Raw genomic sequence first — 25321 nt, 5'->3', positions numbered from 1 at the left:
CATCAACCAGCTCAAACAGCATCGGGCGATGGCTACCAGGTACGACAAGCTCGCCGTCCGCTACGAAGCCACCGTCACCATCGCCGTCATCAACCAATGGCTACGCCCATTACGAAACACGGCCTAGGTCAAGGGCACTCAGAGCATCCCGCTTCACCAGCGGCGATACCGGTTCAGCCGGTTTGTGCCTCGAAGCCCGAAGCCATCAGTGAGCCAGAATTTCGGTCTTCCGTCTGGCCTGGTACGCGAGTTCGGTGCTCAGGAACGGCGTCACAGGCTGGTAGACGGTGAGGAACCGGTCGAACCGTCCCGCACCGTAGATTCCGACGAGGCTCTTGTAGTCGGCGGGCAGGCGTACACCGATCGCTGCTTCTACAAGATTCCAGTCGACCTCGACGCGAGGGCGCACCGGGGGCGGTGGCACCAACGCGAGTAGATCCTGCAGTCGCGACAACGCTTGTCCATCCGCTCAGCGATCCCCGCGCCGTAGATCTGTGGACAGCGGCGGGGACGGCGATACCCCGATCGCCCGGCCGGTCAGCCGGTGGTTATCGGCATTTCGGCGAAGCCGCGCAGGACCAGCCGGTCACGCAGCCGCGGCTCGCCCGCCAGCGCCAGCCCGGGCAGCATGGTCAGCAGCAGCGGGAACGCGATCTGCGCCTCCAGCCGGGCGAGCGGCGCCCCCAGGCAGTAATGGGCGCCGCCACCGAACGACACCGGCTGGATGTTCGGCCGGTCCGGGTCGAACCGGTGCGGGTCGGCATAGCGGGCCGGGTCGCGGTTGGCGCAACCGAGCAGGATGTTCAACGTGGCGCCGGCCGGCAGACGGTGCCCGTCGCCGAGATCCAGCGGCCGGCTGGTGAATCGGTTGGTGAGCTGCACCGGCGAGTCGTACCGCAGGATCTCCTCGACGAAGGCGGGCGCCAGTTCCGGGTCGGCGCGCAACCGGTCCGCCTGGGCGGGATGCTCCAGCAGGATCCGCAGCCCGGTGCCGAGCAGGTTGGTGGTCGTCTCGAACCCGGCGACCAGCAGCAACACCAGGTTCGCCAGCAGTTCCGCGCCGGAGAGCCCGGAGTCGCCGGCGGCGAGCGCACTGGTCAGATCGTCCTGCGGAGCCTTTTGCCGCTCCGCGATCAGGCCGATGAAATAGTTCTCCAGCTCGCGGCCGGCCACATCGGCACGCCGCATCTCGTCCTCGGTGCTGATCGGCTCCAGGACCGCGGTGAGGTCGGCGGCCCGCTGCCGGAACCAGAGCCGGTCGGAGTCCGCGACCCCGAGCAGCGCGCAGATCACCGCGATCGGCAGCGGATAGGCGAACGCACTCACGAAATCGGTGCGGCCCGGCATCGCCCGGATCAGGTCGGCGGCCTGCTCGGCGATCACGTCACGCAGCGCGGCGACCCGCCGGGCGGTGAAGACGGCCGCGGCGGTACGGCGTACCCGCGTGTGGTCGGGTGGGTTGGTCTGCAACATCGACAGCACGATCGAGGCGACACCCCGGTTCTGCCGCCAGTCCGGCCAGAATCCGTCGTAGTCGGCGCTGTCCGCGACCCGCACGCTCGGATCCCGCAGCAGGCGGTTGGTGAGCGCGTGCGTGGTGACGAACCAGCTGCCGTCCGGTGCCTGGAACAGCGGCGCGTGGGCGCGCAACACGTCATAGGCGGGGTACGGATCGCGCCGTCCCTCCGGCGCGAACAGCGATGCCAGCGCGGCTTGAGAATCCATTCCCGTCCCTCCTCTCCCGACCGTCTCCCATCATGCCCGCCCCGGTCGACCCGCGAGCGCGCCGAACGGCTCGCGGGCGGCGGAGCACCCGGCATCCGTCTAGATCGTCTCCGCTCCGGCGGGCAATGTGTATCGGAACCGGGTGGCCCGCAGTTGCCCCTCAGCCGCGTGCCAGTCGCGCCACAGACGCCGAGCACCGCCGGAGGTGACATAGCCGCCGACACCGTCGTCGGCATACCGGATCTCATCGAGCGATACCGATCCCATCGAGCGCGATACGGAGCTTGGCGTCAACGATGTATCCGGCGTTCTCGCCGGCGCCCGGCGTCACCGTGGTGGACGAGGCAGGCGACGGACAGGTGGCCGTCGCGGTAAGCGGGGGCCTGACGAATCCCGAGATCGGCCGGGCCCTGCGCCTGGGCGTCGCAGGCGTGAAGACGCACGTCGGCAGCGTGTTCGCCGAGTTGGAGGTCACTAACCGGGTGCGGGTGGCCCGCCTGGTCCACGACGCCGAGCCGGCCGGGTGATACCGGCCGGGCCCCGGGTGCCGCACCCGGCAGGGCGGGCTGCGACCATGGGGTCATGGCTTCCGATCCGCCGGTCCCGGCAGAGGACCGCCACCTCGTTCCCCGGGAGCGCGACGCCGCCGGGCGGGCCCGCAACGCCCGGCCTCGCGACGGGCTGGGCCGCCCGCTGCCGCGAGGCCTGGCCGGCGTGCCGACGACACCCGAGGACATCGTCCTGTCCCCCGCGGAGGCGCTCACCGAGGCGCAGCGGCTCCTGGCCGCCGGACGCCCGTTCCACGCCCACGAGGTCCTCGAGGGCGCGTGGAAGGCGGCCGGCGACGAGACGCGTGAGCTGTGGAAAGGGCTGGCCCAGTTGGCGGTCGGTGTCACCCACCTGCGGCGGGGCAACCTTGTCGGCGCGGTCCGGCTGCTCACCCGCGCCGCCGATCGGATCGAGCCGTACGCCGCCGCCGCACCCCACGGCGTCCCGGTCGGGGCCCTCACCACCTGGGCCCGGGGACTGGCCGCGCGCATCGGCGAGCACAGCGGCGCGATCGCCGAGGAGGATCTGGCGCCACGCCTGATCGCGTGACGGGGCTCCCGGCGCCCGGCTCCACCCCCGACGGACGCGGCGCCCGGGGCGGCTTGATCGCTCGCGGACCGCGAGGCCGATGGCGTGGGAGCCTGGACGGCCTCCGGCAGTCGGGTCAGGGCACGTGGGCGTACGCCGCCCAGCGCACCGGATCGGCGAAGCCGTGCAGGTCAGAGCATGTGGGCGTATGCCGCCCGGCGCACCCAATCGGCGAAGCCGTGCAGGTGTGGCTCGTGGACGGGCCGGGCCCGGCGGATCAGCGGCCGGCCCGGTCGTGGAGCGGGGCGGGCGCGGCACGTCGTTCGCGGGCGTCGATCCGGGTCAGCAGCGGGGTGGTCATCAGGGTGGTGACCAGTGCGACCGTGACCAGCACGGTGAACAGCGCGGGAGTCACGATGCCCGCCTCCAACCCGGCGTTGACGGCGATCAGCTGCATCAGGCCCCGGGCGTTCATCAGCGCGCCCACCCGGAGCGCGACGCCCTGCGGTTCGCCGCAGAGTCGTGCCGCGACCCAGCAGGCGCCGAACTTGCCGGCGACGGCGAGCGCCACGCAGGCGACGGTGAACAGCAGCGCGGCCGGATCGGTGATCATGCCGATGTCGGTGCGCAGGCCGGTGTAGGTGAAGAACAGCGGCAGCAGCACGGTTCCCGCGACCGGGGAGACCGCGTTCATGACCCGGTCGGCGCGTTCGGACGGCGGCGTCAGAGCGCCGAGGGTGAAGGCGCCGAAGACGGCGTGCAGGCCGATGGTGTCGGTGTAGACGGCGGTCAGGAACAGCAGCGCCACGGTGCACAGCAGGCGCCCGCGGTCGTCGAGCCGGCCGGTGGTCATCAGCGACGCCGCCGCCCGGCGTCCGCCGAACCACATGAGCGGCGCGAACAGCACCGCGCCACCGACGGCGAGGGCGGCCGGGCCGGCTTCGCCGGAGGCGAGGGCGAGCACCCCGGCCAGCAGGATCCAGGCGATGAGGTCGTCGAGCGCGCCGCTGGCCAGCGACAGGGTGCCGTGGCGGCGGCCTTCGTCGCCGCGGTCCAGGATGATGCGGGCGAGCATCGGGAACGCGGTGATGGCCAGGGCCACGCCGACGAAGGCCGCCGCCACGCCCGGGGAGCCGCCCGCGGCCGGGAGCCCGACGGCGTCGCCCGCGGTGAGCGTCAGCAGCACGCCGAGCGCCAGCGGCGCCACCACCCCGGCCACCGAGACGGCTCCGGCGGCGCCGGTGAGACGGCCGGTCCGGTGCCTGGCGAAGGTGTGCCCGGCGTGGAACATGTAGAGCACCAGGCCGATCTGGCCGAGCACGTAGAGCACCGGCAGCGCCTCGGGCGGGAAGACCGCCCGCATGACGCCCGGCGCCAGCAGGCCGAGCAGCGACGGTCCGAGCAGGATGCCCGCGAGCATCTCGCTCACCACGGTGGGCTGCCCGAGCCGCCGCAACGGGCCGGAGACGATCCAGCCGGCCATGAGGATCACGGCCACCGCCAGCAGGAGGCGGGGCAGCAGTTCGGCCGGGGTCACCGGCTCACCACAGGTAGCCGTCGACCGGTACGGGGCGCGCGGGCAGGCTGGTGTCGCCCAGCATCTCGCGCAGGTCCCGTTCGATGGTCCGGCAGATCGCCGTCATCGGGATGTCGGTCACCGCGTTGGCGAACGGCTGGTCGTTCACCTCGCTGGTGCGTTCCAGCAGGATGAACAGCGCCGAGGTCATCGTGGACAGCGGCACCAGCCACCACAGCAGCACGCCGTCGAGCTGGCCCACCAGGCCGAACGGCAGCAGGGTGGTGAGGGTGGCGATGAAGGCCCGGGAGAAGAAGGAATACTGCCGCGGGATCGGCGTCGTCTTGATCTTCTCCGCTCCTCCGGCCCAGTTGTTGAGGGCGGCGAGGTTGGGCTCCAGGACGATCGGGTCGAACTGCCCGATCCGCTCCGCGCGCACACCCGCCTTGATCATGATGCCGATGTCGGTGAGCAGCATGTTGGAGCCGTTCTCCGCTGCTTCGATCCGCTTGAGCTCGGCGGGCGCCAGGAATCGGTCCAGGCCCTCGGTCGTCTCCGTGCCGCGCAACTCCGCCCGCAGCACCCGGGCGAAGGCGACGACCCGCAGGACCACCTCGCGCTGGAAGGCGAGCACGTCCGGCGGGGGCCCGCCCTTGCCTGCGGTGATCGCGTCCCCGGTCGCCGCGATGACCTGCCGGGCGAGGATCCGGGAGTTGTTGGTGATGCCCTGCCAGAGGGTGCGCGCCTCCGCCCATCGCTGGTAGGAGGCGTTGGCACGGAAGGCGACGACGATGGCGAGGGCCGCCGCCAGCGTCCCGATCGGGGCGAACGGCAGCCGGTACCACCGGTCGTCCGGGCGGGCGAGCCGCAGCGCGAGCACGGCGACGGACACCGCGGCGGCGTAGAGGGTCGGCCGCCACACATAGCCCACCACCCTCAGCGGCGAGAGATTGCGCTTGACCAGCACGGCGACTCCTATCGTCCGACGACTCGTCGATAATTGCGCAACGCGAACCTTCCACGCCAGAAAAAGTGCTACCGCGAACATCTATTAATGTGCGCCGGCCGGATCGGCCTGAGGACATCCCCGGGCTAATTTAACGAAGTGCGGCGCCGCATGTCGGAAAGAGTAGGGCGGCCGCACTGATCATGATTCCTCAGAATGCCGAAAAGCCTTCGCCTAACGGCGTCTAGCTGCACATATCTCAGGACATGGCGCGATCATGAGGACACGTGCACATGCATCTGCGCGGTCCGGCGAACCCGGAAATGAATTGATAAACATCACTCGGTCCGCGAACGGCTGGAGTGCGGTAATGTCCGGCGAGGACCGCACGCCACCGTATCGGCCGGCGTCGCGGAAGGCCGCGATCAATGCGGCAATCAATCCGGCAGTCGCCAGAGAAAGGTCGGCCGATGACCGATCCGATACCGACGTCCGTCGATCAAAAACCCGTCGCCACACAGCGCCCGCCCAGCGGGATGTCACTTCACTTCAACGGCGTCCGGCACATGATCCCGGTGGACGCCCGGACCACCGTGCTGGACGCCCTGCGGGAACATCTGCAACTGACCGGCACGAAGAAGGGCTGCGACCACGGCCAGTGCGGCGCGTGCACGGTGCACATCAACGGCCGCCGGGTGCTGGCCTGCCTCAGCCTGGCCGTGGCCCACACCGACGACGACATCCGCACCATCGAGGGCGTCACGCCGTCCGACGGCGCCCTGCACCCGGTCCAGGAGGCGTTCCTCGCCTGCGACGCCCTGCAGTGCGGGTTCTGCACGCCGGGACAGATCATGTCGGCCATCGCACTGCTCGACGAGATCAAGACCGAACAGGGGCCGGCCGCCCGGCTCAGCAGCGACGAGATCCGCGAACGGATGAGCGGCAACATCTGCCGCTGCGGGGCGTACCCGAACATCGTCGCGGCCGTGACCAGGGCGATGGCCGGGCAGGACGGCGCCCGATGAGACCTCTGACCTACGAGCGCGCGACGGCGATCGATGAGGTCGTCCGGCGCGTCGCGAACCGGCCCGGCGCGGCCTTCCTGGCCGGCGGCACCACCGTCGTCGACCTGCTCAAACTGGACGTGATCACCCCGGATCTGCTGGTCGACGTGCGCGACCTGCCGCTGGGCGGCATCGTCGCCGAGCCGGGCCGGATCCGGATCGGCGCCACCGCCTCCAACAGCGACGTCGCCGTGCACCCGGCCGTGCGGGAGCGCTGCCCGGTGCTCGCCGAGGCGCTGCTCGCGGGAGCGTCCCCGCAACTGCGCAACATGGCCACGATCGCCGGCAATCTGTTGCAGCGCACCCGCTGCACCTACTTCCGGGACGGGCAGTCGGCCTGCAACAAACGCGAGCCCGGCACCGGCTGCAGCGCGCTGAACGGCGTCAACCGCGACCATGCCGTGCTCGGCGGCAGCGACGACTGCATCGCGGTCTTCCCCTCGGACGCCTGCACCGCCCTGGCGATGCTGGACACCACGGTGCACACGGTCCGCCCCGACGGCGCCACCCGGGTCATCGACTTCGCCGAGCTGCACACCGCGCCCGGCCACACCCCGCACGTCGAGACCGTGCTGGAACACGGCGAGCTGATCACCGGGCTGGTCGTCGAGGACCTGCCGGCGGCCCGCCGGTCGGCTTATCTGAAGGTGCGCGACCGCACCAGCTACGAGTTCGCCCTGGCATCGGCGGCGGTCGCCCTCGAGATCACCGACGGGGTCGTCACCGCGGCACGGATCGCGCTCGGCGGTGTCGCGACCCGCCCGTGGCGCAGCCACGCCGCCGAGGAGGCGCTGATCGGCGGGCCGGCCACCACCGAACGGTTCGCCGGCGCGGCGGCCGAGGCACTCGCCGGCGCCCGCCCGCTGGCGGGCAACGCCTTCAAGGTGCGGCTCGCCGAGCAGACCCTGATCACCGCCCTGACCGACCTGGCGAGCCGCCCAACCGAGGAGCCGTCATCATGACCACCACACAGGAGAACAGCCCGGCGCACGTACGGGTCGACGGGCGGGCCAAGGTCACCGGGCAGGCCCTGTACACCGCCGACCACCACCCGCCCGGGCTCACCCACGCCGTCCTCGTCGGCGCGACCGTCCCCAGCGGACGGGTCACCGGCCTGGACACCGCGGCGGCCTCGGCGGCGCCCGGCGTCCTGCTGGTCCTCACCCCGGCCAACCGCGGCCGGCTCGGGCAGCTGCCGGACGGCACCCGGTACGACGGCTGGCCGCCGGAGGCCCGCCCGCCGCTGGCCGACGACACGATCCATCGCTGGGGTCAGTACATCGCCCTGGTCGTCGCCGAGACGCTGGAACAGGCGCAGTACGGCGCGTCACTGGTACGAGCCCGCTACGAGACCGCGCCGTTCGCCACCGCGCTGGACGACGCCACCGTGGTGAGCCGGCCCGAGCAGGTGATGGGCGAGCCGATGCAGATCAGCCGCGGCGACCCGGACACGGCGTGGGCGGACGCGCCGGTGCGCCTGGACGTCACCTACACCTCACCCAACAACCACCCCTGCGCCCTGGAGCCGCACGCGACGGTCGCCGAGTGGGACGGCGAAACGCTGCTGGTCCACGACTCCACCCAGTGGGTCCGCGGCGACCAGGCCGTGCTGTCCGCCGCCTTCGGCCTGGCGCCCGAAGCCGTGCGGGTCCGGGCGCCGTACGTCGGCGGCATGTTCGGCTCGAAGATCGCCACCGGCTCGCACACCATCCTGGCCGCGCTCGCGGCCCGGCGGATCGGCCGGCCGGTGAAGATCGTGCTGACCCGCAAGCAGGTGCTGACCAACGTCGGCCACCGCTCGGAGACCGTGCAGCGGATGCGGGTGGGCGCCGGGCCGGACGGGTCGCTGGCGGTGCTGCGGCACGACACCCGCACGCACGCCGCGGTCAACGAGGACGGCAACCCGAGCGAGTTCCACGAGCCGACCAGCACGATGTCACGGCTGCTCTACGACGTGCCGGCATACTCGGCGACGCACGAGTCGGCCCGGCTCAACGTGATGGCGCCCGGCTGGATGCGCGCGCCGGGCGAGGCGACCTGCCAGTGGGCGCTGGAGAGCACCCTCGACGAGCTGGCGTACGAGGTCGGCGCCGACCCGCTGGAGCTGCGCCGGCGCAACCACGCCGGCCGTGACCCGCACCACGACCTCCCGTGGTCTTCGAAACACCTGCTGGAGTGCTACGAGCAGGGCGCACGCCGGTTCGGCTGGGACCGCCGCCCGGACGCCCCGCGGTCCCTGCGGGACGGCCCCGACCTGATCGGCTGGGGCATGGCGACGGCGACCTACCCGGGCTGGCGGTTCGGCGCCACCGCACGGGTGCGTCTGAGCGGCACGGCCGGTGGGCCGCGGGCCACCGTGTCCACGTCGGGCAGCGAGGTCGGCAACGGGGCGTACACGATGCTCGCCATGACCGCCGCCGAGGGCCTCGGCCTCCCGGTCGAGCGGGTGACGGTGGAGCTCGGCGACACCGGCCTGCCGCCCAGCGCCCAGACCGGCGGGTCCAGCCTGACCGTCAGCACCGCCCCGGCGGTCCGCGACGCCTGCCTCGACATCCGCGTCCAGCTCGCCCGGCTGGCAGGCGGCCGGCCGAACATGGCGGACGGCGACCTGCTCGCCGAGGTCCCCGGGGCCACCCTGACGGCCGAGGCCAGCACCAGCCCGCTGTTCCTGCGGGACGGCGAGTTCGCGTACCAGTCGTTCGGCGCCCATTTCGTCGAGGTGCGGGTGCGGCCGGAGATCGGCCGGATCCGGGTGTCCCGGGTGGTCAGCGTCTTCGACGTGGGCCGGGTCCTGAACGCCACGACCGCGCGCAGCCAGTTCATCGGCGCGATCATCTTCGGCATCGGGCAGGCCCTGCACGAGAACCTGATCTACGACCCGGTGCACGGGCTGCCGGTGAACGCCGACCTGGGTGGATATCTGGTGCCGGTGAACGCCGACGTACCCGCGATCGACGTCTCCTGGATCGGCGCGCCGGACCTGGCCTTCAACCCGCTGGGCTGCCGCGGCCTGGGCGAGATCGGCATCACCGGGATGGCGCCGGCCATCGGCAACGCCGTCTTCCATGCCACCGGGGTACGGGTCCGGTCGCTGCCGATCAGCCCCGCCGAGCTCGTGCGGTGACGTCCGTGCGGCCTCTGCACTGTCGTCGATCAGGAACTTGACGAAGACCCCCGGCGAAGTTGCCGTGGCCTGCACCGGACTTGCCGGGGGCCCCGGCGACCAGGGTCCCCGGCGGTAGCGTCGCCCCATTCACCCGCGCCAGCCGCCCGTCACGGCGTTCCGCCGCCGGAGGGCGGCGCGCGGCTCATGCTCTGGGAGGTCCGGATGCGAATTTCCCTTTCCGTCAACAATCGATCCGTCGAGTCCACGGTGGAACCGCGAACCCTGCTCGTCGACCTGATCCGCGACGACCTGAAGTTGACCGGCACCAAGGTGGGCTGCGACACCGGCCAGTGCGGGACCTGCACGGTGCTGCTCGACGGCCGCGCCGTGAAGAGCTGCTCGATGCTGGCCGTGCAGGCCGAGGGCACCCGGGTCACCACCATCGAGGGCGCCAACGCCGAGACCGGCCTGACCGACCTGCAGGAGGCGCTCTGGGCCGAACACGGCGTCCAGTGCGGTTACTGCACCCCCGGCATGGTGCTGGCGCTGCAGGATCTGCTCGCCACCAACAAGGCGCCGACCGAGCAGGAGATCCGGTGCGGCCTGGCCGGCAACCTGTGCCGCTGCACCGGCTACCAGAGCGTCGTGCGGGCGACGCTGGCGCTCACCGGACAGAACGGCGGTCGCAACGATGTCTGAGCGTGTGTTCGGGGCCGGCCTGAAGCCCCGCGAGGATCCCGCCCTGCTGCGCGGGGAACGGCAGTACACGGCGGACATCGCCCTCCCGGGCACGGTCCACATGGAGTTCCTGCGCAGCGAGCACGGCCACGCCACCATCCGCGGCATCGACGTCACCGAGGCGCAGGCCATGCCGGGCGTCCTGCGGATCGTCACCGGCGCGGACCTGGAGGGCCACCTGATGCCGCTGCCCTGCATCTGGGTGCCGGGCGGGGTGGAGAGCCACTTCCCGCCGCATCCGTACGGACTGCCGGGGGCGGGCACCGCGCTGGCCACCGGCCGGGTGCGGTTCATCGGTGAGCCGGTCGCCGCCGTAGTGGCCGAGACCCGGGCGCAGGCGGCCGACGCGGCCCGGGCGATCCGGGTCGACTACGAGGTGCTGCCGGCGGTCATCACTCCCGAGCAGGCCCTCGCCGACGGCGCGCCGCAGTTGCACGACGCGGTTCCCGGCAACCTCAACGCCCGGTGGACGTGCGGGGACGCCGACGGCACCGAGGCGGCGCTCGCCGAGGCCGAGGTGGTGGTGAAGCTGGATCTGCACAACCGGCGCACCATCAACAGTCCGCTGGAGCCGCGCGCGGCGGTCGGCGACTACGACCCGCTGACCGGCGAGTACACCCTCTACGCGACCACCCAGTCGCCGCACAACCACCGGTTCCTGCTGTCCGCGCTGGTGCTGGGCATCCCGTTCAACAAGCTGCGGGTGGTCGCGCCGGAGATCGGCGGAAGCTTCGGCACCAAGGGCTACCTCTACCCGGACATGCCGCTGGTGCTGTTCCTCGCCAAGGAGCTGGGCCGGCCGGTCAAGTGGCAGGACAGCCGGGAGGGCCTGATGTGCTCCACCGTGCAGGGCCGCGACCACCGGCAGTACGCCAGCATCGCCGGCACCCGGGACGGGAAGATCACCGCGCTGAAGTGCACCAGCTACGCCAACCTCGGCGCCTACCCGTCGACGATCGGCCCCGGTGTGGCGACCGCGCTGATGGGGCGCAGCATCACCGGCACGTACGACATCGAGCACGCGTTCTGCGAGGTGTTCGCGACGTTCACCAACACGGTTCCGCTCGGCGCCCAGCGCGGGTCGGGCCGGGCCGAGGCGACGTTCCTCATCGAGCGCCTGGTCGACCGGTTCGCCGCGACGATCGGGATGGACCCGGCCGAGGTGCGGCGGCGCAACATGGTGCGCCCGGAGCAGCAGCCGTTCGACAACCGGATGGGCTGGCTGTACGACTCCGGCGACTACGGCGCCGCCCTGGAACGGGCTCTGGAGATGGCCGGTTACGCCGACCGGGAGGCCGCCAAGCGCGCCGCCCGCGCCCGGGGCAAGCTGCTCGGCGTCGGCATCTCCACCTTCGTGGCGGTGTGCGGGGTGGGCCCGTCGCCCCGGATCGCCAAGGAGGGCATGCTCGGCGGCTCGTGGGAGAGCGCGAACATCCGGGTGCACCCGACCGGCGAGGTCACGCTGACCATCGGCGTCACCGGCACCGGGCAGAGCCACGAGACGACCTTCGCGCAGATCGTCGCGCAGGAGTTCGGCGTAGCCGTGGACTCCGTCCAGGTGCTGCACTCCGACACCACCAAGGCGCCGTACGGCCAGGGCACCTACGGCAGCCGCAGTTACAGCGTCGGCGGCCCGGCGGTCCAGATCGCCGCGCGCCAGGTGACCGACAAGATGCGGCTCGCCGCGGCGCACATGTTCGGCGTCGACGACTCCGCCGTCGTGTTCCGGGACGGCTCGGTCCTCGTCGAGGGCGACCCGGAGAAGACCAAGACGTTCCAGGACATGGCCATGGCCCTCTGGTACGGCTGGGACCTGCCGCCCGGCATGGAACCGGCGATCGACGTCACCACCACGTTCGACCCGGCCGACTTCAACTACCCGTACGGCGCGCACATCGCGGTCGTCGAGGTGGACGAGGTCACCGGCGACGTCGAGCTGGTGCGTTACATCGCGGTCAACGACGTCGGCCCGGTGGGCAACCCGCTGGTCGTCGACGGGCAGATCGAGGGCAGCATCGTGCACGGCGTGGGCCAGGCGCTGATGGAGGTGGCCCAGTACGACCAGACGGGCGCCCTGCTCACCGCCAACCTGGACCGGTACGCCATCCCACGCGCCGCCGACGTGCCGTTCTTCGAGCTGGACCGGATGGAGACCCCGACCCCGCACAACCCGCTCGGCGCCAAGGGCGCCGGCGAGGCGGCCACCGTGCCGACCGCGGCCGCGGTGACGAACGCGGTCTGTGACGCGCTGGCGGAGTTCGGGGTGCAGCACATCGACATGCCGCTGACCGCGGAGACGGTGTGGCGGGCGATGAACGCCGCCACCACGAGCCGGAGCGAGGCCCAGTGATGCTGTCCAGATTCGACTACACCGCGCCGGTCACCAGCCGCGAGGCGATCGCCGACCTCGGGCTGCCGGGCACCCGGCCGCTGGCCGGCGGGCAGGGGCTGCTGACCGCGATGAAGCTGGGCCGGCTGGCCCCGCCACGCATCGTCGACCTGCGGCGTATCCCCGAGTTGCAGGGCGTGGCCGAATCGCCGGGCGGCGGCCTGCGGATCGGGGCGATGACCACGCTGACCCAGCTCGCCGACGTGCCGGGACTGCCCGAACGGTATCCGGCGCTGTCCGAGGCCGCCGGGGCGATCGCCGACCCGCAGGTCCGCAACCGCGGCACGGTCGGCGGCGCCCTCGTCGACCACTTCACCGCGTCCGACCTGGCGGCCGCCCTGCTGGTGTACGACGCCACCCTCGACGTCATCGGGCCGGCCGGGGCGCGCACCGTCGCGATGACCCATTTCTACACTTTGAACGGGCCGGATCTGGCCACCGCCGACATCGTCGTCGCGGTGAACCTGCCGGCCCCGGTCGCGGGCTGGCGGACGGCGTACGAGCGCCGCGCCGACCGGGCCACCCTGGCCCCGCTGGTCGGCGTGGCGGTCAGCGTGCCGGCGGCGGGCGGGCCGGCGCGGGTCGCGGTGACCGGGGCGACCCGGTGGCCGGCGCTGCTGGCCGATCTGCCGGCCGGCGCGGAGGGCGCCGGGATCGACGTCGGGCCGGATTCTCGGTTCGTCGACGACGACGTCATGTCGGCCGCGTACCGGGCGCATCTGACCAGGACGCTGATCGGGGCCGCGATCCGCCGCGCCGGGTCCCGCGATGCGTGAGGTGCTCGACGACCTGCTGGCCTGGTGGTCCGGCGACGCCGGCCCGGCCGGCCTGGCGACCGTGGTGGCGACCACCGGCGGATCACCGCGGCCGGTGGGCGCCGTCATGGCGGTCGGCCCGGACGGCACGGTCTCCGGCGGCGTGTCCGGCGGCTGTGTGGAGGCCTCCGTCTACGACCTGGCGCGGGAGGCGGCCACCGACGGCGAGCCCCGCACGGGCAGTTTCGCCGCGTCCCCGGACGACGTCTTCGCGGTCGGCCGGCCGTGCGGCGGGCAGCTCGACGTCTATGTCGAGCGCGTCGACCGCGTCTCGTTCCCGGAGTTCGGCCGGGTGGCCGCCGCCATCGCCGGGCGCGTCCCGGTCGCTCTGGTCACCTGTGTCGAGGGCGCCGGGGCGCACCGGGCGGGCACCCGCCTGGTGGTCACCGCCGACGGCGCCACCGGCGGGCCGGCGCCCGGGCGGCTGCGCGACACGCTGGTGCGCCAGGCCCGCCGGATGCTCGCCGAGGACCGCCGCGGCCTGGTACGGCCCAGCCGGTCGAGCGCCGCCCGGTTCTTCGTGGCGACCTGGGCGCCGGCGCCGCGGATGCTGGTGCTGGGCAGCGCGCACGGCGCGGCGGCGGTGGCGCGGATGGGCGCCTTTCTCGGCTATCACGTGACGGTGTGCGACCCTCGCCCGGTGTTCGCCACCGCACGGCGGTTCCCGGGCGCGCACGAGGTGGTGGTCGGGTGGCCCGACGTGTACCTGCGGGCGGAGGCGGACGCGGGTCGGCTCGGTGGCCGCGACGTGGTCTGCGTGATGACGCACGAGGCCCGGACCGCGGTGCCGGCGCTGCGGGTGGCGACGGAGCTGCCGCTGGCGTACGTCGGGGTGCTGGGTTCCCGGCGGGCGCAACGCGATCTGCGGGACCGGATGGTCTCCGACGGCGCCGACGTGAGCGCGCTCGACCGGGTCAGCGCTCCGATCGGCCTGGATCTCGGCGGCGTCGACTCGGCGGAGACGGCGGTCAGCATCGTCGCCGAGATCGTCGCGCTGTCCCGCGGTGGCACCGGGGCCCGGCTGTCCTTGCTGCGCGGCGCCATCCACGGCGCGGGCCCGGAGACGCCGGACCCGGCCGGGGCGCGGCCGGTGCGGGCGCTGGCGGGTTGACGGCACAGCCGGCCGGCGACCGGACCCGGGCGTTCAGCTATGAGCCGAAAGCCCGGGCCGGCCACCGGCCGTGCCGCGCGCGGGAACAATGCGCGGGCACCGGCGAAACTGCAGGTCACGACACATTCAGCAATGCTGTCGAAGATCTGACATCAGTACGCCATCCGTATTCATTCTGTTTACATGGAGTTCTTATCCGGACTCCGGGGCCGGCCAATGTCCGCACCTTGCATGCTAGGGTCGGACCGGCCAGAATTGCGCCGTGGCATTGCCTATGCCCAGGCGATTCCGGTGCCCACTCATCTGGCGGCAGCCCACTTCACGCGGGGGATGAGAAGTGACCGATCAAAGCTCGATCAGCATGACCCACGACACCTCCGCCAGCAGGCAGGACACCCTCGGCACGATGCTGGAGTCGGCCGTGAGCTGCTGGTCCGCGAGCGCTTCACTCAAGTCCTCCGCAGGCGAGGGTGGCCTGACCGACGTCCAGGTCACCGCGGTCCGCAACTGGAAAGCGCAGCTCCTGTCGGCCTCGATGCACTATTTGATCAAGGCGGCGGGGCTCTCGGCCGACTCGAATCACGTCAATGTTTCGTATTCATTTCCGCCGACTGCCGAACGCCCGTCATTCTCCCTCGAATTGATCCGGCGACTGCAGCGGCCGGCGGCCGAATTCGATCATGAATCTGTTCCCGCGGCCGGGGCCCTCTCCCTGCTGGCGCCGGATGAGCCCGGCGCCGGCCTGGCCGCTGTCGAGGCCGAATATCTCGCGGCCACGGCCGGAGACGCGGCCTTCGATCCGGTCCGCCCCGCCGTCGCCCCGGCGGCCGCGGGCACGCTGGCCTCCGACGCCGCCGCGGTCGACACGATCGCCGCCGACGGCTGGCGGCTGCTCCAGACCCTGCTGGCCCGGCTGGCCCGGGCCGGCGAGGACGCCGACGGCACGGCCGACCTGGCGTGGACCGTCCGCCGGCTGTTCGACTCGGTCCTGCGGCCGCTGGGCGAGACGCTGACGCGGCTGCCCGCCGCCCCGGACCGCCCGGCCGGGAACGGATCCGCCGCCGACGGCACGCCGGTCGACGAGGAGATCTGGCGGCTGGCCCGGGAGGCCACCGGGCTGCGGCCCTCCCCCGGTGAGCCCGCGGAGATGCTGGAGGCCGTGGCCGCCCTGCAGGATCTCGCCTGCCGGCTGGCGCCGGCCGACGGTCCCGGCAACCGGCTGGAGCGGATCGCCGAGCTGCGCCGCCTGCAGAGTGCCGCGCCGCCCGGCATCGAGCCCGCACCCGACGGGCCCTATCTGGTGACCAACGTCGACGACATCCATGACTGGCTCGGCGTCACGATCTCCATGCCCCCGCAGGTGGCGCTCTGCCGCTGCGGCGCCTCGCAGACCAAGCCGTACTGCGACGGCGCCCACGCCCGCACCGGCTTCACCGGCGCCAAGAGCCCGAAGCGGATCCCCGACCAGCGCGACACCTACCGCGGCCTGCAGGCCACCATCTTCGACAACCGCGGCACCTGCGCGCACTCGGGGTTCTGCACCGACCGGCTGTCGTCGGTGTTCCGGCTGCGGGAGGAACCGTTCGTGCTGCCCAGCGGCGGCCGGTTCGACGAGATCACCCAGGCGGTGCGGGCCTGCCCGTCCGGGGCGCTGAGCATGGCGATCGGCGACAACGAGATCCGCGACGTCGTCGACCCGGACCGCCCGCCGGCTATCGAGATCTCCAAGGACGGCCCCTACCGCGTGACCGGCGGCATCGCTCTGACCGGCCGCCAGGGCGAGGACCACCCGCGCAACGCCGGCGCCTCGCACGAGCACTACAGCCTCTGCCGGTGCGGGCAGTCGCAGAACAAGCCGTTCTGCAGCGGCATGCACTGGTACGTGGACTTCCACGACCCGGTGCACCCGGAGGACTACGAGCCCACCATCTTCGAGTGGGCCGGCGGGCTACCGGCGTTCCGCCGGATGACGAACCTGTTCTATTCGAAGTACGCCCCGCAGGACCCGGAGCTCAGCCGGCTGTTCGCCGACATGAACCCGGGTCACCCGGAGCATGTCGCGGCGTGGCTGAGTGAGGTGTTCGGCGGCCCGCCGAACTACTCCGAGCGGCACGGCGGCTACTCGCACATGATCTCGGAGCACGTCGGCAAGCGGTTGACCGAGAAGCAACGGTCCCGCTGGGCGGCCCTGATGAGCCAGGCGGCCGACGAGGCCGGCCTGCCCATCGACCCCGAGTTCCGGGCCGCCTTCATCGCCTACATCGAGTGGGGCACCCGGATCGCGGTGGAGAACTCGCAACAGGACGCGCGCCCCCCGGCGGGCATGACGGTGCCCCGCTGGTGGTGGGTGTGCGACGCCACGCCGGCGGCCCGCATCTCCGCGCTGGCGCCGGCCGTGGTCGAGGAGGAGGTGGAGCTGCCCGGCGATGACGTGGAGCTCTCCTTCGAGCAGCACATCAAGAAGCTGTTCCGCGCTCAGGACCGCAACTCGATGAAGTTCGTCTTCGACCTGTGGGCCGTGGAGGACGTCCAGCAGCACGCCGACGCCATCCTGCACCGCCTGCAGAACGGGTCCATGCCCTGCGACGGCGCCTGGGCTCCGGAGAAGGTGGCCGTCTTCAGCCGCTGGGTGGACGCCGGCAAACCGGCCTGACATCGACGATGCGGGGCCCGCCTGGCGGGCCCCGCATCGTCAGTCCTCACCGAAGTCGTCGTCTCAGGAACGCGTGTGGCTCACCACGACGTCGTAGTGACGCATCTCCTCGATCTGCTGGAAGAACGGCTTCACCAGGACGAAGAACCGCTGGAACTCCGCGCTTTTACGGAATCCCTCGAGGTGCCCCTCGGCCGAGTCCCATTCGATCCGGACGACGACCACCGTGGGTTCCTCGGCGCACCGGGAAACCTCGTACGACAGGCAGTGCGGAGACTGCAGAAGCGGTTCCGAGGCCTGTTCGTAGGCTTTCAGGAGATCGTCGGTTGTCTCTTCCGTCATCCGGTAACGGATGTATTCGACGATCATGCGATCAGCTCCTGTTCGATCGGCGCCGGGCACCGGCGCACATCGGGCGCGTACCCGGTCGACAATAACCGGTCACGCGCCCGAAATCACATGTGAATCGCTTCCGCACAGGGCGTCACTATCCACCCAGGCGCTTGATGAAGGTCTCGGCGAGAGCGGTCGACGAGTACGGATTCTGACCGGTGATCAGGTTGCGGTCCTCGACCACGCAGGAACCCCAGATCACCGGCGCCTTCTCGTATTTCGAACCGAGCCGCTCCAGTTCCACCTGGAGCACGAACGGCAGTTTTCCGGCCATGTCGGTGACCATCTCCTCGTCGTGGGAGAACGCGGTCATCCGGTATCCCTCCAGCGGCCAGCGGCTGTGCGAGTCACGCAGCGGCAGCAGGGCCGACTGGCCGTGGCACACCACGGCGAGGGGCTTGTCGAGTTCGAGGATCCAGCGCACGACCCGGGTCATGTCCGGGTCGTGGGGCAGGTCGTCCATGGCGCCGTGCCCGCCGCTGATGTAGACGCCGTCGTACGCCGCCAGCTTCTCCCTGGTCAGGTCGCTCACGTTGGCCGGCTTCTGGAGCACTTCGATGGTTTCGACGGCCTCGCGCCAGTGCGCGGCGTTGGCCTCGTCGTTGTCCGGCGAGCCCTGCGGGCGGGTGTAGCCGATGGTGCGCGGGTCGAGGCTGCCGGCGTCCGGCGTCGGGCGCACACCGCCGATGGTGGCGACGTCGACGGTGAATCCGGCCGCGACGAAAGCCTCGTAGGGAACGACGAACTCCTCGGCCCAGAATCCGGACGCGTGCTGCTGACCGTCCAGCAGACCGAGGCTCTTCGACTTCGTCATCAACACAAGAATGGTGGGCATTTGGGCCACGTCCTTTCATTGTTTCGCAAAGGCTGGACGACCTGGGAAACTGTTCCCGGCCCGGCTCCGCGAACACCACGGGCTCAATGGAGAGCATATTCTCCGGCCCGCATCCGGTGTCAAGGCCGGTATTCACGAAGTACGTCGGGGAACTCCGGGTACCTCATACCCTGCGCAACCGTCGCCCGCCGGCGGTAAAGCCCGCCCGGACCTGACGATGTAGACGTCGACATTCGCAGCGGGATAACCGCTCCCCCGCTCGGACGATATCATTTGTCCATTCGATTCGGTGGACCGTATGAATGCGACCACCGAACGTTCAGGCGTCATCCCTAGAAGGAGACCGCAATGGCCACGACCACCATCGCCGACGACTTCCTGATCACGCAGGTCCAGCTGCTGCAGGCCGGCGAGACGCAGACCATCGCCAACCGCTACGCCGAGGACGCCGTCTTCGTCCGGTTCGACTACGTGGCGCGTGGCCGTCAGCAGATCAAGGAGATGTTCGACGGCTACCTGAAGGAGAACCCCGAGGTCGGCGATCTGGCCGCGCTGAAGGTCACCGAGGACGTCCTGGTGTACCAGGCGTCCGAGCGACTGGGCGGCAAGCTGGTCTGGGCCGTCGGCACGATGTACTTCGAGGACGGCCTGATCAAGCGGCAGAGCGCGGCGTTCATCGAGCGCCCGTTCGAGTCCTGAGCCACGCCCCTCGCGCACGTCCCGGCCCCGGAGGACATCCTCCGGGGCCGTTGCCGTGCGGCCACACACCAGGAAGCGGCCGCACACCGAGAAGCGGCCGTACACCAGGAAGCGGGGGGGGGGCCCCGACGGGGTGACGGCCCCCCGGGCACCCTCCCCCCCCCCCCCTCCTCCGCCCCCCTCCCCCCGGGGGGGGGGGGCCCCCCCCCCCCCCCCCCCCCCCGCCGCGGAGAACCGTGCTCAGCCGTGCTCGTGGGCCGCGGCGTGCCGCGCGAGGTGGTCGTCGTCGCGGTAGCCCTCGCTGACCTCGACGACCAGGCCGTCCGGGTCGGTCAGCCAGACGCTGCGCCAGCCCTTGATGAAGTCGTCGAAGCTCAGCGGCCCGAGCGAGACCGGGACGCCGGCGGCCGCCTCCAGGAAGCCGTCCAGGTCGTCGGTCTGGAACGCCAGGTGCCGGATGATGCCCGGGTCCGGCGGCCCGTCGGCGGCGCCGCGCACCCGCGACGGCGCCGCGGACGAGAACAGTTCGAGGTACACCTCGCCCTGCCGCAGGAAGACGATCTCGCCGTGGTCCAGCGACACCACGCGGGCCCGCCGGAACCCGAACAGCCGCTGGTAGAACGCCTCGGTGGCGGCCTGGTCACGGCAGTTCAGGGCGATGTGCGACCAGCGTATGGTGGTCTGCGGCGCGCTCACCGCCGCCCCCGGTCGATGAGAATGTCGATGATCTGCCGGGCGAACAGGTGCGCGTGCATGCCGGTGCGGCCGGTGACCAGGTCGTCGCCGTCGACCACGACGTCCGCGTCGACGTACTCGGCGCCCATGTTGCGGACGTCGCCGACCAGGTTGTTGTGACAGACCACCTTGCGGCCCCGGATGGTCTCCGGAATGGAGGCCAGCAGCCAGAAACCGTGGCAGATCACGCCCTTGAGGATTCCCGGCTCGGCGAACGCCCGGCGGACGAACTCGGCCGCCGGCGCGAGCTGGTTGACGTCCTCGGTGTAGCGCAGCCGGTCGGAGACCATCCCGGACGGGACGATGACCGCGGCGTACGAACGCAGGGTGTCGTCGTCGATCCATTCCAGACTCTGGTGGGCGGAGAACGGCGCCCGCCACTCGTGCCCGAGGAAGGTGATCGAGTCCTGGCCCCAGAGGCGGGTCAGGAAATGCACCTCGGCGCCTTCCTCGGCGAACCGGCGCTGGTAGTAGTGAATCTCCGGCTCGAAGAAATCGCTCTCGATGAGGACCGCGATCCGGGTTCCGGACAGCGGGCCCTCCCGCAGGGTCACGTCAGCCATGACCGGCCTCCTTGATCAGGTCAGCGGCGCGCTCGGCGATCGCGACGATCGCCGTGTGACAGTTGCCCGAGGGCACGGCCGGCATGACGCTGGCGTCGACGACCCGGACGCCCTCCACGCCGCGCACCCGCAACTGGGGGTCGACCACGGCGAGGTCGTCGATGCCCATCCGGCACGAACCGGCCTGGTGGTGGTAACAGTCCGCGCGTTCGCGGACGAACTGCTCGATCTCGGCGTCCGTGCGGACCTGCGCGCCGGGCATCAGCTCACCTTTGAGATGGCCCTTGAACGCGGACGAGGCGAAGATGTCGCGCGACATCTTCACGGCCTCCACCATGCGGCGCACGTCCGCCTGGTCGCCGAGATAGTTGGGGTCGATCAGCGGCGCGACCAGCGGGTCGGTCGAGGCCAGCCGGATGGTGCCGCGCGACTGCGGGCGGACCACGCCGGGCAGGATCGAGACCGCGTTGGGGTGCTGCTGGCCGACGATGATGTCAAACGGCACGTGCACGAAGGCGAGCTGCAGGTCGGGCGCGAGCATCCCGGGCTGCGAGCGCGCGAACAGCGCGGACTCCGACAGGTTCTGCCGGCCCTGCGGTACCGGTTCGACCGTCTCGGCGATCAGGCCGGTGAGCACGTGGTTGTGGAAGTTCTCCCCCACCCCGGGCAGGTCGGCGACCACCGGCAGGCGATAGCTGCGCAACTGCTCGGCGCCGCCCAGGCCGGAGAGCAGGAGCAGCTTGGGCGACTCGATGGCGCCCAGGCAGACGATCGTCTCGGCGGTGGAGCGCACCACCCGCACCCCCGGCTCGGCGGGGGTGGCGCCGCTGAGACGCCGGCCCTCCGCCGGCGGGGCGGGCGGCGTCTGCTGCTGGTAGCGGACGCCGACGCAGCGGGTGCCCTCGAAGACCAGGTTCATCGCGTACGCGTCGGTGCGCAGCGTCAGGTTGGGCCGGTCCAGGACCGGTTCGAGGTACGACTTGAGCACCCCGCGGCGTTCCCCGTCCTTGACGTCGATGTGGTGCCAGCCCGTACCGATCATCTCCGGGCCGTTGAAGTCGGGCACCTCGCGGTGGCCCAGCTCGCGACAGGCGTCGATGAAGACCTGCGACATCGGGTTGGGGTCGTGCCGCCCCGCGTTGGTCACGGTCTGCGGGCCGCTAGTGCCGATCCGCGGATCGGTCTGGTCCTCCTGCGACTCCAGCCGCGCGAAGTACGGCTGCAGGTCGGCGTAGGACCAGCCGGCCGCTCCCTGGTAGGCCCAGTTGTCGAAGTCCGAGGGGTGCCCGCGGACGTGCATCATGATGTAGAGGTTGCTGCTGCCGCCGGGCAGCTTGCCCCGTGGCTCGTAGACGCGGCGCCCGCCCAGGCCGGGCTGCGGGACGGTCTGGTAACCCCAGTCGACGGTGCTGCCCAGCAGGGTGAACCACAGCGGGGCGACGTCCACGTTGGCGGGCACGAAGTCGCTGCCCGCCTCCAGCACCAGGACCCTGGTGCCGGGGTTCTCGCTGAGCCGGTTGGCGAGCACCGATCCCGCGGTGCCACCTCCGACGATCACGTAGTCGTATTCCTCGGGTGTCGTCACGGCGCCCGCTCCCCTACGAGCCCAGCGCCGCGCGGAACGGCTGCGTGTCGTGGAAGTTGGCCATGTAGACGATGACGCCGCCGGAGACCCGGTAGAAGTTCATCACGTCGGCCTCGATGCGGTTGCCGTCGGGCGTGACCGCGGAGATGTGCGAGACCACGGCGGCCCGCTCCTTCTCCACGATGATCTCCTTGGGGCTGTTCTGGAACGACGCGTACATGCCGGGGAATCCGGCCATCATCTTGCGCAGCGTCTCCCGGCCCTCGACGTGCCCGGCGAGTTGTTCGTCCATCACCTGGTCCTCGGCGAACAGGTCGCACCACTCGTCCCAGTTCCCGGCGTTGGCCAGCTCGTAGTACCGCGTGACGACGGCTCTGGTGTCCACGGTCGTCTCCTTTGCAGTCTCTAGAGGGAGCCGGAGCCGGGCATCGGCTCCAGCCGGTCGACGATGTAGGTCTTGAGCTTCACCGCGTCGCCGGGCGCCGCGACGAGCTCCCAGGTCTGGTAGGCGTCGAAGCCCAGCCATTCGCTCTTGGCGGCCGGCGGGTTCCAGATCTTGGCCTGCCAGTTGACGACGACCCGCACGGTCGCGTCGCGCTCGCCGAGGTGCGTGATCTCGACCGAGGTGACGGTGTGCACCTCGTCGAAGAAGCGGTTGGTGACGGCTTTGTACCAGTCGGAGAAGCCGGCGTGCCCGCGGGCGGTCGTCTCCGGGAACCGCATCTCCAGGCCGTCGTCGAGCAGGTACGGCAGCACCGTGGCCAGTTCGTCGTGCCGGTCCAGCGCGCGGTACCACTCGGTGACCAGTTCGCGGATGCCTTCGTCGGTCAGTGCCATGTCGCGCCCTTCCTTTCGGGTCGCCGGCGGTTCAGCGGCCGATGGTGTCGTCGGTCTGCAGTTCGATCAGCAGCGGACGGCGGGTGGTGAGCATCCGCTCGACGGCGTCGGCGATCTGCTCGGACTTGTCGACGCGCAGACCGTCGGCGCCGAGCGACCGGGCCAGCCCGACGAAGTCGATCTCGGGGTGGCCGAGGTCGAACGACCGCGGGTGTGGGCGGCCGCTGATGCCCTGCTCGCGCCAGTACTCGTCGATGTTGGCGTTCAGGAGCTGGTAGCGGTGGTTGTTGCAGACCACGAAGACGGCCGGCACATCGTGCCGGGCGGCGGTCCACAGCGCCTGGTAGGTGTACATGCTGCCGCCGTCGCCGGCGAACCCGACGACCATCCGGTCCGGGTGCGCGATCTTCATGCCCACCGCGCCCGGGATGCCGACGCCCAGGGAGCCGCCCCGGGTGACCAGGTAGTGCCCGGGCAGGCTGGGCCGCAAGTACCGGGTGAGGTAGGGCGAGGCGGTCAGCGCCTCGTCGAACACCATCAGGTCCGCCGGCGCCCGCGACGCCAGTTCGGTGAGGAACGCGGCGATCAGGGTGTCGTCGGGGACTGCGGCGGCGGCCGTCTTCTCGGCTCGACGGGCCTCGATCCGTACGGCCGCCGCCGTGTCCTGTTCCGGGGTGCGGAGCCGGTCCAGCACGTCGGCGATCGCCGCGAGGGTCGGTTTCGGGTCAGCCACCAGGCCCAGCGTCACCGGGTGGTTCTTCGCGATCTCGTACGCGTCGAGATCGACGTGCACGATGGACGCGTCCTCGGCGAACGGCGAGGTCAGGTCGGGGAACACCTCCGGGAACACGTAGGTGCCCACCACCAGGACCGCGTCGGCGGCCTGGACCGCGGCCCGGCTGACCGGCCCGAACATGTGGCCGAGGGCGCCGCGCGAGAGCGGGTGCCCGGCGGGCAGTTGCACGTCGGAGGAGTCGGCGTACCAGACGTCGGCGCCGAGCTTCTCGGCCACCCGGGCCAGCTCGGGCTCCGCGCCGGAGACCGTGACGCCGTCGCCGACGATCAGCAGCGGCCGTTGCGCGCCGGCCAGCAGCGCCGCCGCCTGCGCCACCAGGTCCGGCGGCGGCAGCGTGCGGGTGTGCGGGATGACGGTCGCGGTGACCGGCTCGTCGTTGAGCTCGTCCAGCACGTCCATCGGCAGGGCCACGAACACCGGGCCACGCGGCGGCGTCATGGCGATCTTCACGGCCCGCCGCAGGATCCGCAGCAGCGAACGGGAGTCGACCACCCGGGTCGCCCACTTGGTGACCGGCCGGGCCATCGCGACCAGGTCGGCCGCCATCTGCGCGTCCATCGCGTCGTAGGCGACGCCGGCCTCGCCGGCGATCACGATCAGCGGGGTGTGTCCCCGCTTGGACTGGTACATCATGCCGATGCCGTTGCCCAGGCCCACGCCGCTGTGCAGTTGCAGCACGGCGGGGCCGCCGGTCGCCCGGGCGTACCCGTCGGCGACTCCGGCGGCCACCGTCTCCTGCAACGTCAGGATGTAGTGGAAGTCGGGGAAGGATTCCAGGGCGTCGAGGAAGCCCTGTTCGACGGTTCCCGGGTTGCCGAACATGTGGGTGATGCCGTCGGCGAGGAACTGTTCGATCATCGCCTCTTTGCCGGTCCTGGCCACCGCCGTTACCAGCCGTAGCGGCGGAGGCCGTGTTCGAGGACCTCGACCATCTTGGCGCCGGTGGTGAAGGAGTCCGCGGTGGACCGTCCGGTGACGAACGGGTAGTCCACGATGACCGACACCTCTTTGCCGAAGTTGCCGTGGTAGCGGCCGTCCGGGCCGGTGGCGTCGCGCAGGATGTACTCCAGCGGGTACGGCGGCGGCCCCATGTTGAAGTCGGTGGTGAGGAAGCCCGTGCCGTCCTTGTAGTCGTATTCCTTGCAGTGGCCGGTGACGTGCTTGCCCCAGATGATGCTCTTGCGGTCCTCCCAGTCCCGGGCGAAGGCGAGACAGGTGACGCCGTAACATTCCGCCCCGATGGGCTTGCCGGCGCGCAGGAAGGCCAGAATGATGTCGTGGATGCGGCCGTTGTTGGCCAGGTCCACGATGGGGCCGCTGCCCCCGACGATGATCATCGCGTCGTACTCGGCGATGCGCTCGTCGAGCTGCTGGCCGGCCGCCTGGTTGTAACGCTCCAGCTGCCGCAGGTAATCGGCGTCGCTGGTGTACGGGCGTTCCGGCACCCAGGTGGACAGGTCGAGCGGGTTGTCCAGTCGCGACGACTCGTCGAGGTCACGGGCGGCCTTGGCGACCTCGACGGAGACGACGCTGCGGCCCAGCGGCGGGTCGATCGAGTCGGGTTCCAGGCTCGGCGGGAGGGCGTGCGGGCGTCGCCCCTTCGGTGTCGCGAATACGACGTCATATCCACGTTCGTCGAAATGATGCAGCGGGCCGATCAACTCCTCTCCCCAATAGCCGTACTCGGAAAGCACAGTGAGCACCTTCTTTGTCATGGGAACTCCTCGCTGAATTCGGT

The 25321-nt window shown here is 71.2% G+C and carries 25 protein-coding genes and 1 pseudogene; 12 read left to right on the top strand and 14 right to left on the bottom strand.

Translation table 11 applies throughout. The annotated features are described in order from the left end of the window. A pseudogene (locus tag QLQ12_RS47375) lies at positions 1–127 on the top strand (IS5 family transposase); the annotation flags it as partial. 78 nt (positions 128–205) lie between these two features. Here QLQ12_RS47375 and QLQ12_RS17775 read toward each other — a convergent pair. The 3 genes from QLQ12_RS17775 to QLQ12_RS17765 all read right to left on the bottom strand — a co-directional run bounded on the left by QLQ12_RS17775 (position 206) and on the right by QLQ12_RS17765 (position 1992). Then, the gene (locus tag QLQ12_RS17775; RefSeq protein WP_282761231.1) at positions 206–454 is read right to left on the bottom strand and encodes a hypothetical protein; all 249 of its coding nucleotides are present in this window, start codon (positions 452–454) and stop codon (positions 206–208) included. Between the two features lie 83 nt (positions 455–537). Next, complete coding sequence (locus QLQ12_RS17770) at positions 538–1725, bottom strand: cytochrome P450 (protein WP_282761230.1); 1188 nt, start codon at positions 1723–1725, stop codon at positions 538–540. A gap of 99 nt (positions 1726–1824) precedes the next feature. Continuing rightward, entirely contained in the window at positions 1825–1992 is a 168-nt protein-coding gene (locus QLQ12_RS17765) for a hypothetical protein (protein ID WP_282761229.1), read from the bottom strand. A 29-nt stretch (positions 1993–2021) separates the two neighbouring features. Between QLQ12_RS17765 and QLQ12_RS17760 the strand changes: the two genes are divergently transcribed. Both QLQ12_RS17760 and QLQ12_RS17755 read left to right on the top strand, forming a co-directional pair. Further along, a complete protein-coding gene (locus tag QLQ12_RS17760; RefSeq protein WP_282761227.1) occupies positions 2022–2252 on the top strand; it encodes a LuxR C-terminal-related transcriptional regulator in 231 nt (76 codons plus the stop codon). A gap of 55 nt (positions 2253–2307) precedes the next feature. Then, positions 2308–2823 carry a DUF309 domain-containing protein gene (locus tag QLQ12_RS17755; RefSeq protein ID WP_282761225.1) on the top strand — a complete coding sequence of 172 codons (516 nt, stop codon included), beginning with the start codon at positions 2308–2310 and terminating at the stop codon, positions 2821–2823. A 256-nt stretch (positions 2824–3079) separates the two neighbouring features. Here the strand turns inward: QLQ12_RS17755 and QLQ12_RS17750 are convergent, their stop codons facing one another. Both QLQ12_RS17750 and QLQ12_RS17745 read right to left on the bottom strand, forming a co-directional pair. After that, positions 3080–4339, bottom strand: coding sequence for a cation:proton antiporter (locus tag QLQ12_RS17750; RefSeq protein WP_282761224.1), 1260 nt, complete (start codon positions 4337–4339; stop codon positions 3080–3082). Positions 4340–4343: 4 nt separating this feature from the next. After that, positions 4344–5285, bottom strand: coding sequence for a bestrophin family protein (locus QLQ12_RS17745; RefSeq protein ID WP_282761223.1), 942 nt, complete (start codon positions 5283–5285; stop codon positions 4344–4346). Positions 5286–5800: 515 nt separating this feature from the next. Between QLQ12_RS17745 and QLQ12_RS17740 the strand changes: the two genes are divergently transcribed. The 8 genes from QLQ12_RS17740 to QLQ12_RS17705 all read left to right on the top strand — a co-directional run bounded on the left by QLQ12_RS17740 (position 5801) and on the right by QLQ12_RS17705 (position 17140). After that, positions 5801–6289: a (2Fe-2S)-binding protein gene (locus QLQ12_RS17740; protein ID WP_282761256.1), complete on the top strand. Its 489-nt coding sequence runs from the start codon at positions 5801–5803 to the stop codon at positions 6287–6289. Continuing rightward, positions 6286–7290 (top strand): FAD binding domain-containing protein, encoded by a 1005-nt coding sequence (locus QLQ12_RS17735; protein WP_282761222.1) that lies wholly within the window; start codon positions 6286–6288, stop codon positions 7288–7290. Before QLQ12_RS17740 ends, QLQ12_RS17735 begins: the two co-directional genes overlap by 4 nt. Then, positions 7287–9452, top strand: coding sequence for a xanthine dehydrogenase family protein molybdopterin-binding subunit (locus QLQ12_RS17730; protein WP_282761220.1), 2166 nt, complete (start codon positions 7287–7289; stop codon positions 9450–9452). Before QLQ12_RS17735 ends, QLQ12_RS17730 begins: the two co-directional genes overlap by 4 nt. Positions 9453–9656: 204 nt before the next feature. Beyond that, the gene (locus tag QLQ12_RS17725) at positions 9657–10133 is read left to right on the top strand and encodes a (2Fe-2S)-binding protein (protein ID WP_282761218.1); all 477 of its coding nucleotides are present in this window, start codon (positions 9657–9659) and stop codon (positions 10131–10133) included. Further along, positions 10126–12522, top strand: coding sequence for a xanthine dehydrogenase family protein molybdopterin-binding subunit (locus QLQ12_RS17720; protein WP_282761216.1), 2397 nt, complete (start codon positions 10126–10128; stop codon positions 12520–12522). Before QLQ12_RS17725 ends, QLQ12_RS17720 begins: the two co-directional genes overlap by 8 nt. Then, positions 12522–13337 carry an FAD binding domain-containing protein gene (locus QLQ12_RS17715; protein WP_282761215.1) on the top strand — a complete coding sequence of 272 codons (816 nt, stop codon included), beginning with the start codon at positions 12522–12524 and terminating at the stop codon, positions 13335–13337. Before QLQ12_RS17720 ends, QLQ12_RS17715 begins: the two co-directional genes overlap by 1 nt. Further along, a complete protein-coding gene (locus tag QLQ12_RS17710; protein WP_282761213.1) occupies positions 13330–14487 on the top strand; it encodes an XdhC family protein in 1158 nt (385 codons plus the stop codon). The genes QLQ12_RS17715 and QLQ12_RS17710 overlap by 8 nt, the downstream gene beginning before the upstream one ends. Positions 14488–14824: 337 nt before the next feature. Next, positions 14825–17140, top strand: a complete 2316-nt coding sequence (locus tag QLQ12_RS17705) for a CDGSH iron-sulfur domain-containing protein (RefSeq protein ID WP_282761212.1) — start codon at positions 14825–14827, stop codon at positions 17138–17140. Positions 17141–17203: 63 nt separating this feature from the next. On the opposite strand, the gene QLQ12_RS17700 is transcribed toward QLQ12_RS17705, so the two are convergent. After that, positions 17204–17509 carry a putative quinol monooxygenase gene (locus tag QLQ12_RS17700; protein ID WP_282761211.1) on the bottom strand — a complete coding sequence of 102 codons (306 nt, stop codon included), beginning with the start codon at positions 17507–17509 and terminating at the stop codon, positions 17204–17206. A gap of 118 nt (positions 17510–17627) precedes the next feature. After that, positions 17628–18347 (bottom strand): type 1 glutamine amidotransferase domain-containing protein, encoded by a 720-nt coding sequence (locus QLQ12_RS17695; RefSeq protein ID WP_282761210.1) that lies wholly within the window; start codon positions 18345–18347, stop codon positions 17628–17630. A gap of 369 nt (positions 18348–18716) precedes the next feature. On the opposite strand from QLQ12_RS17695, the gene QLQ12_RS17690 reads away from it, so the two are divergent. After that, a complete protein-coding gene (locus QLQ12_RS17690; protein ID WP_282761208.1) occupies positions 18717–19067 on the top strand; it encodes a nuclear transport factor 2 family protein in 351 nt (116 codons plus the stop codon). 240 nt (positions 19068–19307) lie between these two features. Here QLQ12_RS17690 and QLQ12_RS17685 read toward each other — a convergent pair whose 3' ends face one another. Genes QLQ12_RS17685 through QLQ12_RS17655 form a run of 7 tightly spaced genes read right to left on the bottom strand, consistent with a single transcriptional unit; the run spans position 19308 to position 25298 of the window. Further along, positions 19308–19763, bottom strand: coding sequence for a VOC family protein (locus QLQ12_RS17685; protein ID WP_282761206.1), 456 nt, complete (start codon positions 19761–19763; stop codon positions 19308–19310). After that, complete coding sequence (locus tag QLQ12_RS17680; RefSeq protein ID WP_282761204.1) at positions 19760–20365, bottom strand: DJ-1/PfpI family protein; 606 nt, start codon at positions 20363–20365, stop codon at positions 19760–19762. The genes QLQ12_RS17685 and QLQ12_RS17680 overlap by 4 nt, the downstream gene beginning before the upstream one ends. Beyond that, positions 20358–21950 (bottom strand): GMC family oxidoreductase, encoded by a 1593-nt coding sequence (locus QLQ12_RS17675; RefSeq protein WP_282761202.1) that lies wholly within the window; start codon positions 21948–21950, stop codon positions 20358–20360. The genes QLQ12_RS17680 and QLQ12_RS17675 overlap by 8 nt, the downstream gene beginning before the upstream one ends. Before the next feature lie 13 nt (positions 21951–21963). Next, entirely contained in the window at positions 21964–22335 is a 372-nt protein-coding gene (locus QLQ12_RS17670; RefSeq protein WP_282761200.1) for a nuclear transport factor 2 family protein, read from the bottom strand. Positions 22336–22355: 20 nt separating this feature from the next. Further along, on the bottom strand, positions 22356–22787 hold the full coding sequence (locus tag QLQ12_RS17665; RefSeq protein WP_282761198.1) for a nuclear transport factor 2 family protein: 432 nt from the start codon (positions 22785–22787) through the stop codon (positions 22356–22358). Between the two features lie 31 nt (positions 22788–22818). Next, on the bottom strand, positions 22819–24465 hold the full coding sequence (locus tag QLQ12_RS17660; protein WP_282761197.1) for a thiamine pyrophosphate-binding protein: 1647 nt from the start codon (positions 24463–24465) through the stop codon (positions 22819–22821). A gap of 5 nt (positions 24466–24470) precedes the next feature. Then, positions 24471–25298, bottom strand: a complete 828-nt coding sequence (locus QLQ12_RS17655) for a type 1 glutamine amidotransferase domain-containing protein (RefSeq protein ID WP_282761195.1) — start codon at positions 25296–25298, stop codon at positions 24471–24473. Positions 25299–25321 lie beyond the last annotated feature (23 nt).

Origin of the sequence: Actinoplanes sandaracinus (assembly GCF_030009775.1) — a bacterium.
GTDB classification, from domain to species: domain Bacteria; phylum Actinomycetota; class Actinomycetes; order Mycobacteriales; family Micromonosporaceae; genus Actinoplanes; species Actinoplanes sandaracinus.
This window is presented reverse-complemented; position numbering and strand designations above follow the sequence as displayed.

What these genes read in the sequence shown, in the direction of transcription:
- QLQ12_RS17730 (WP_282761220.1), top strand. Translation starts at nt 7,287, where the DNA reads ATGACCACCACACAGGAGAACAGCCCGGCGCACGTACGGGTCGACGGG.
- QLQ12_RS17765 (WP_282761229.1), bottom strand. Translation starts at nt 1,992, where the DNA reads ATGGGATCGGTATCGCTCGATGAGATCCGGTATGCCGACGACGGTGTC.
- QLQ12_RS17725 (WP_282761218.1), top strand. Translation starts at nt 9,657, where the DNA reads ATGCGAATTTCCCTTTCCGTCAACAATCGATCCGTCGAGTCCACGGTG.
- QLQ12_RS17770 (WP_282761230.1), bottom strand. Translation starts at nt 1,725, where the DNA reads ATGGATTCTCAAGCCGCGCTGGCATCGCTGTTCGCGCCGGAGGGACGG.
- QLQ12_RS17655 (WP_282761195.1), bottom strand. Translation starts at nt 25,298, where the DNA reads ATGACAAAGAAGGTGCTCACTGTGCTTTCCGAGTACGGCTATTGGGGA.
- QLQ12_RS17680 (WP_282761204.1), bottom strand. Translation starts at nt 20,365, where the DNA reads ATGGCTGACGTGACCCTGCGGGAGGGCCCGCTGTCCGGAACCCGGATC.
- QLQ12_RS17755 (WP_282761225.1), top strand. Translation starts at nt 2,308, where the DNA reads ATGGCTTCCGATCCGCCGGTCCCGGCAGAGGACCGCCACCTCGTTCCC.
- QLQ12_RS17700 (WP_282761211.1), bottom strand. Translation starts at nt 17,509, where the DNA reads ATGATCGTCGAATACATCCGTTACCGGATGACGGAAGAGACAACCGAC.
- QLQ12_RS17760 (WP_282761227.1), top strand. Translation starts at nt 2,022, where the DNA reads ATGTATCCGGCGTTCTCGCCGGCGCCCGGCGTCACCGTGGTGGACGAG.
- QLQ12_RS17690 (WP_282761208.1), top strand. Translation starts at nt 18,717, where the DNA reads ATGGCCACGACCACCATCGCCGACGACTTCCTGATCACGCAGGTCCAG.
- QLQ12_RS17695 (WP_282761210.1), bottom strand. Translation starts at nt 18,347, where the DNA reads ATGACGAAGTCGAAGAGCCTCGGTCTGCTGGACGGTCAGCAGCACGCG.
- QLQ12_RS17740 (WP_282761256.1), top strand. Translation starts at nt 5,801, where the DNA reads ATGTCACTTCACTTCAACGGCGTCCGGCACATGATCCCGGTGGACGCC.
- QLQ12_RS17665 (WP_282761198.1), bottom strand. Translation starts at nt 22,787, where the DNA reads ATGGCACTGACCGACGAAGGCATCCGCGAACTGGTCACCGAGTGGTAC.
- QLQ12_RS17715 (WP_282761215.1), top strand. Translation starts at nt 12,522, where the DNA reads ATGCTGTCCAGATTCGACTACACCGCGCCGGTCACCAGCCGCGAGGCG.
- QLQ12_RS17720 (WP_282761216.1), top strand. Translation starts at nt 10,126, where the DNA reads ATGTCTGAGCGTGTGTTCGGGGCCGGCCTGAAGCCCCGCGAGGATCCC.
- QLQ12_RS17735 (WP_282761222.1), top strand. Translation starts at nt 6,286, where the DNA reads ATGAGACCTCTGACCTACGAGCGCGCGACGGCGATCGATGAGGTCGTC.
- QLQ12_RS17710 (WP_282761213.1), top strand. Translation starts at nt 13,330, where the DNA reads ATGCGTGAGGTGCTCGACGACCTGCTGGCCTGGTGGTCCGGCGACGCC.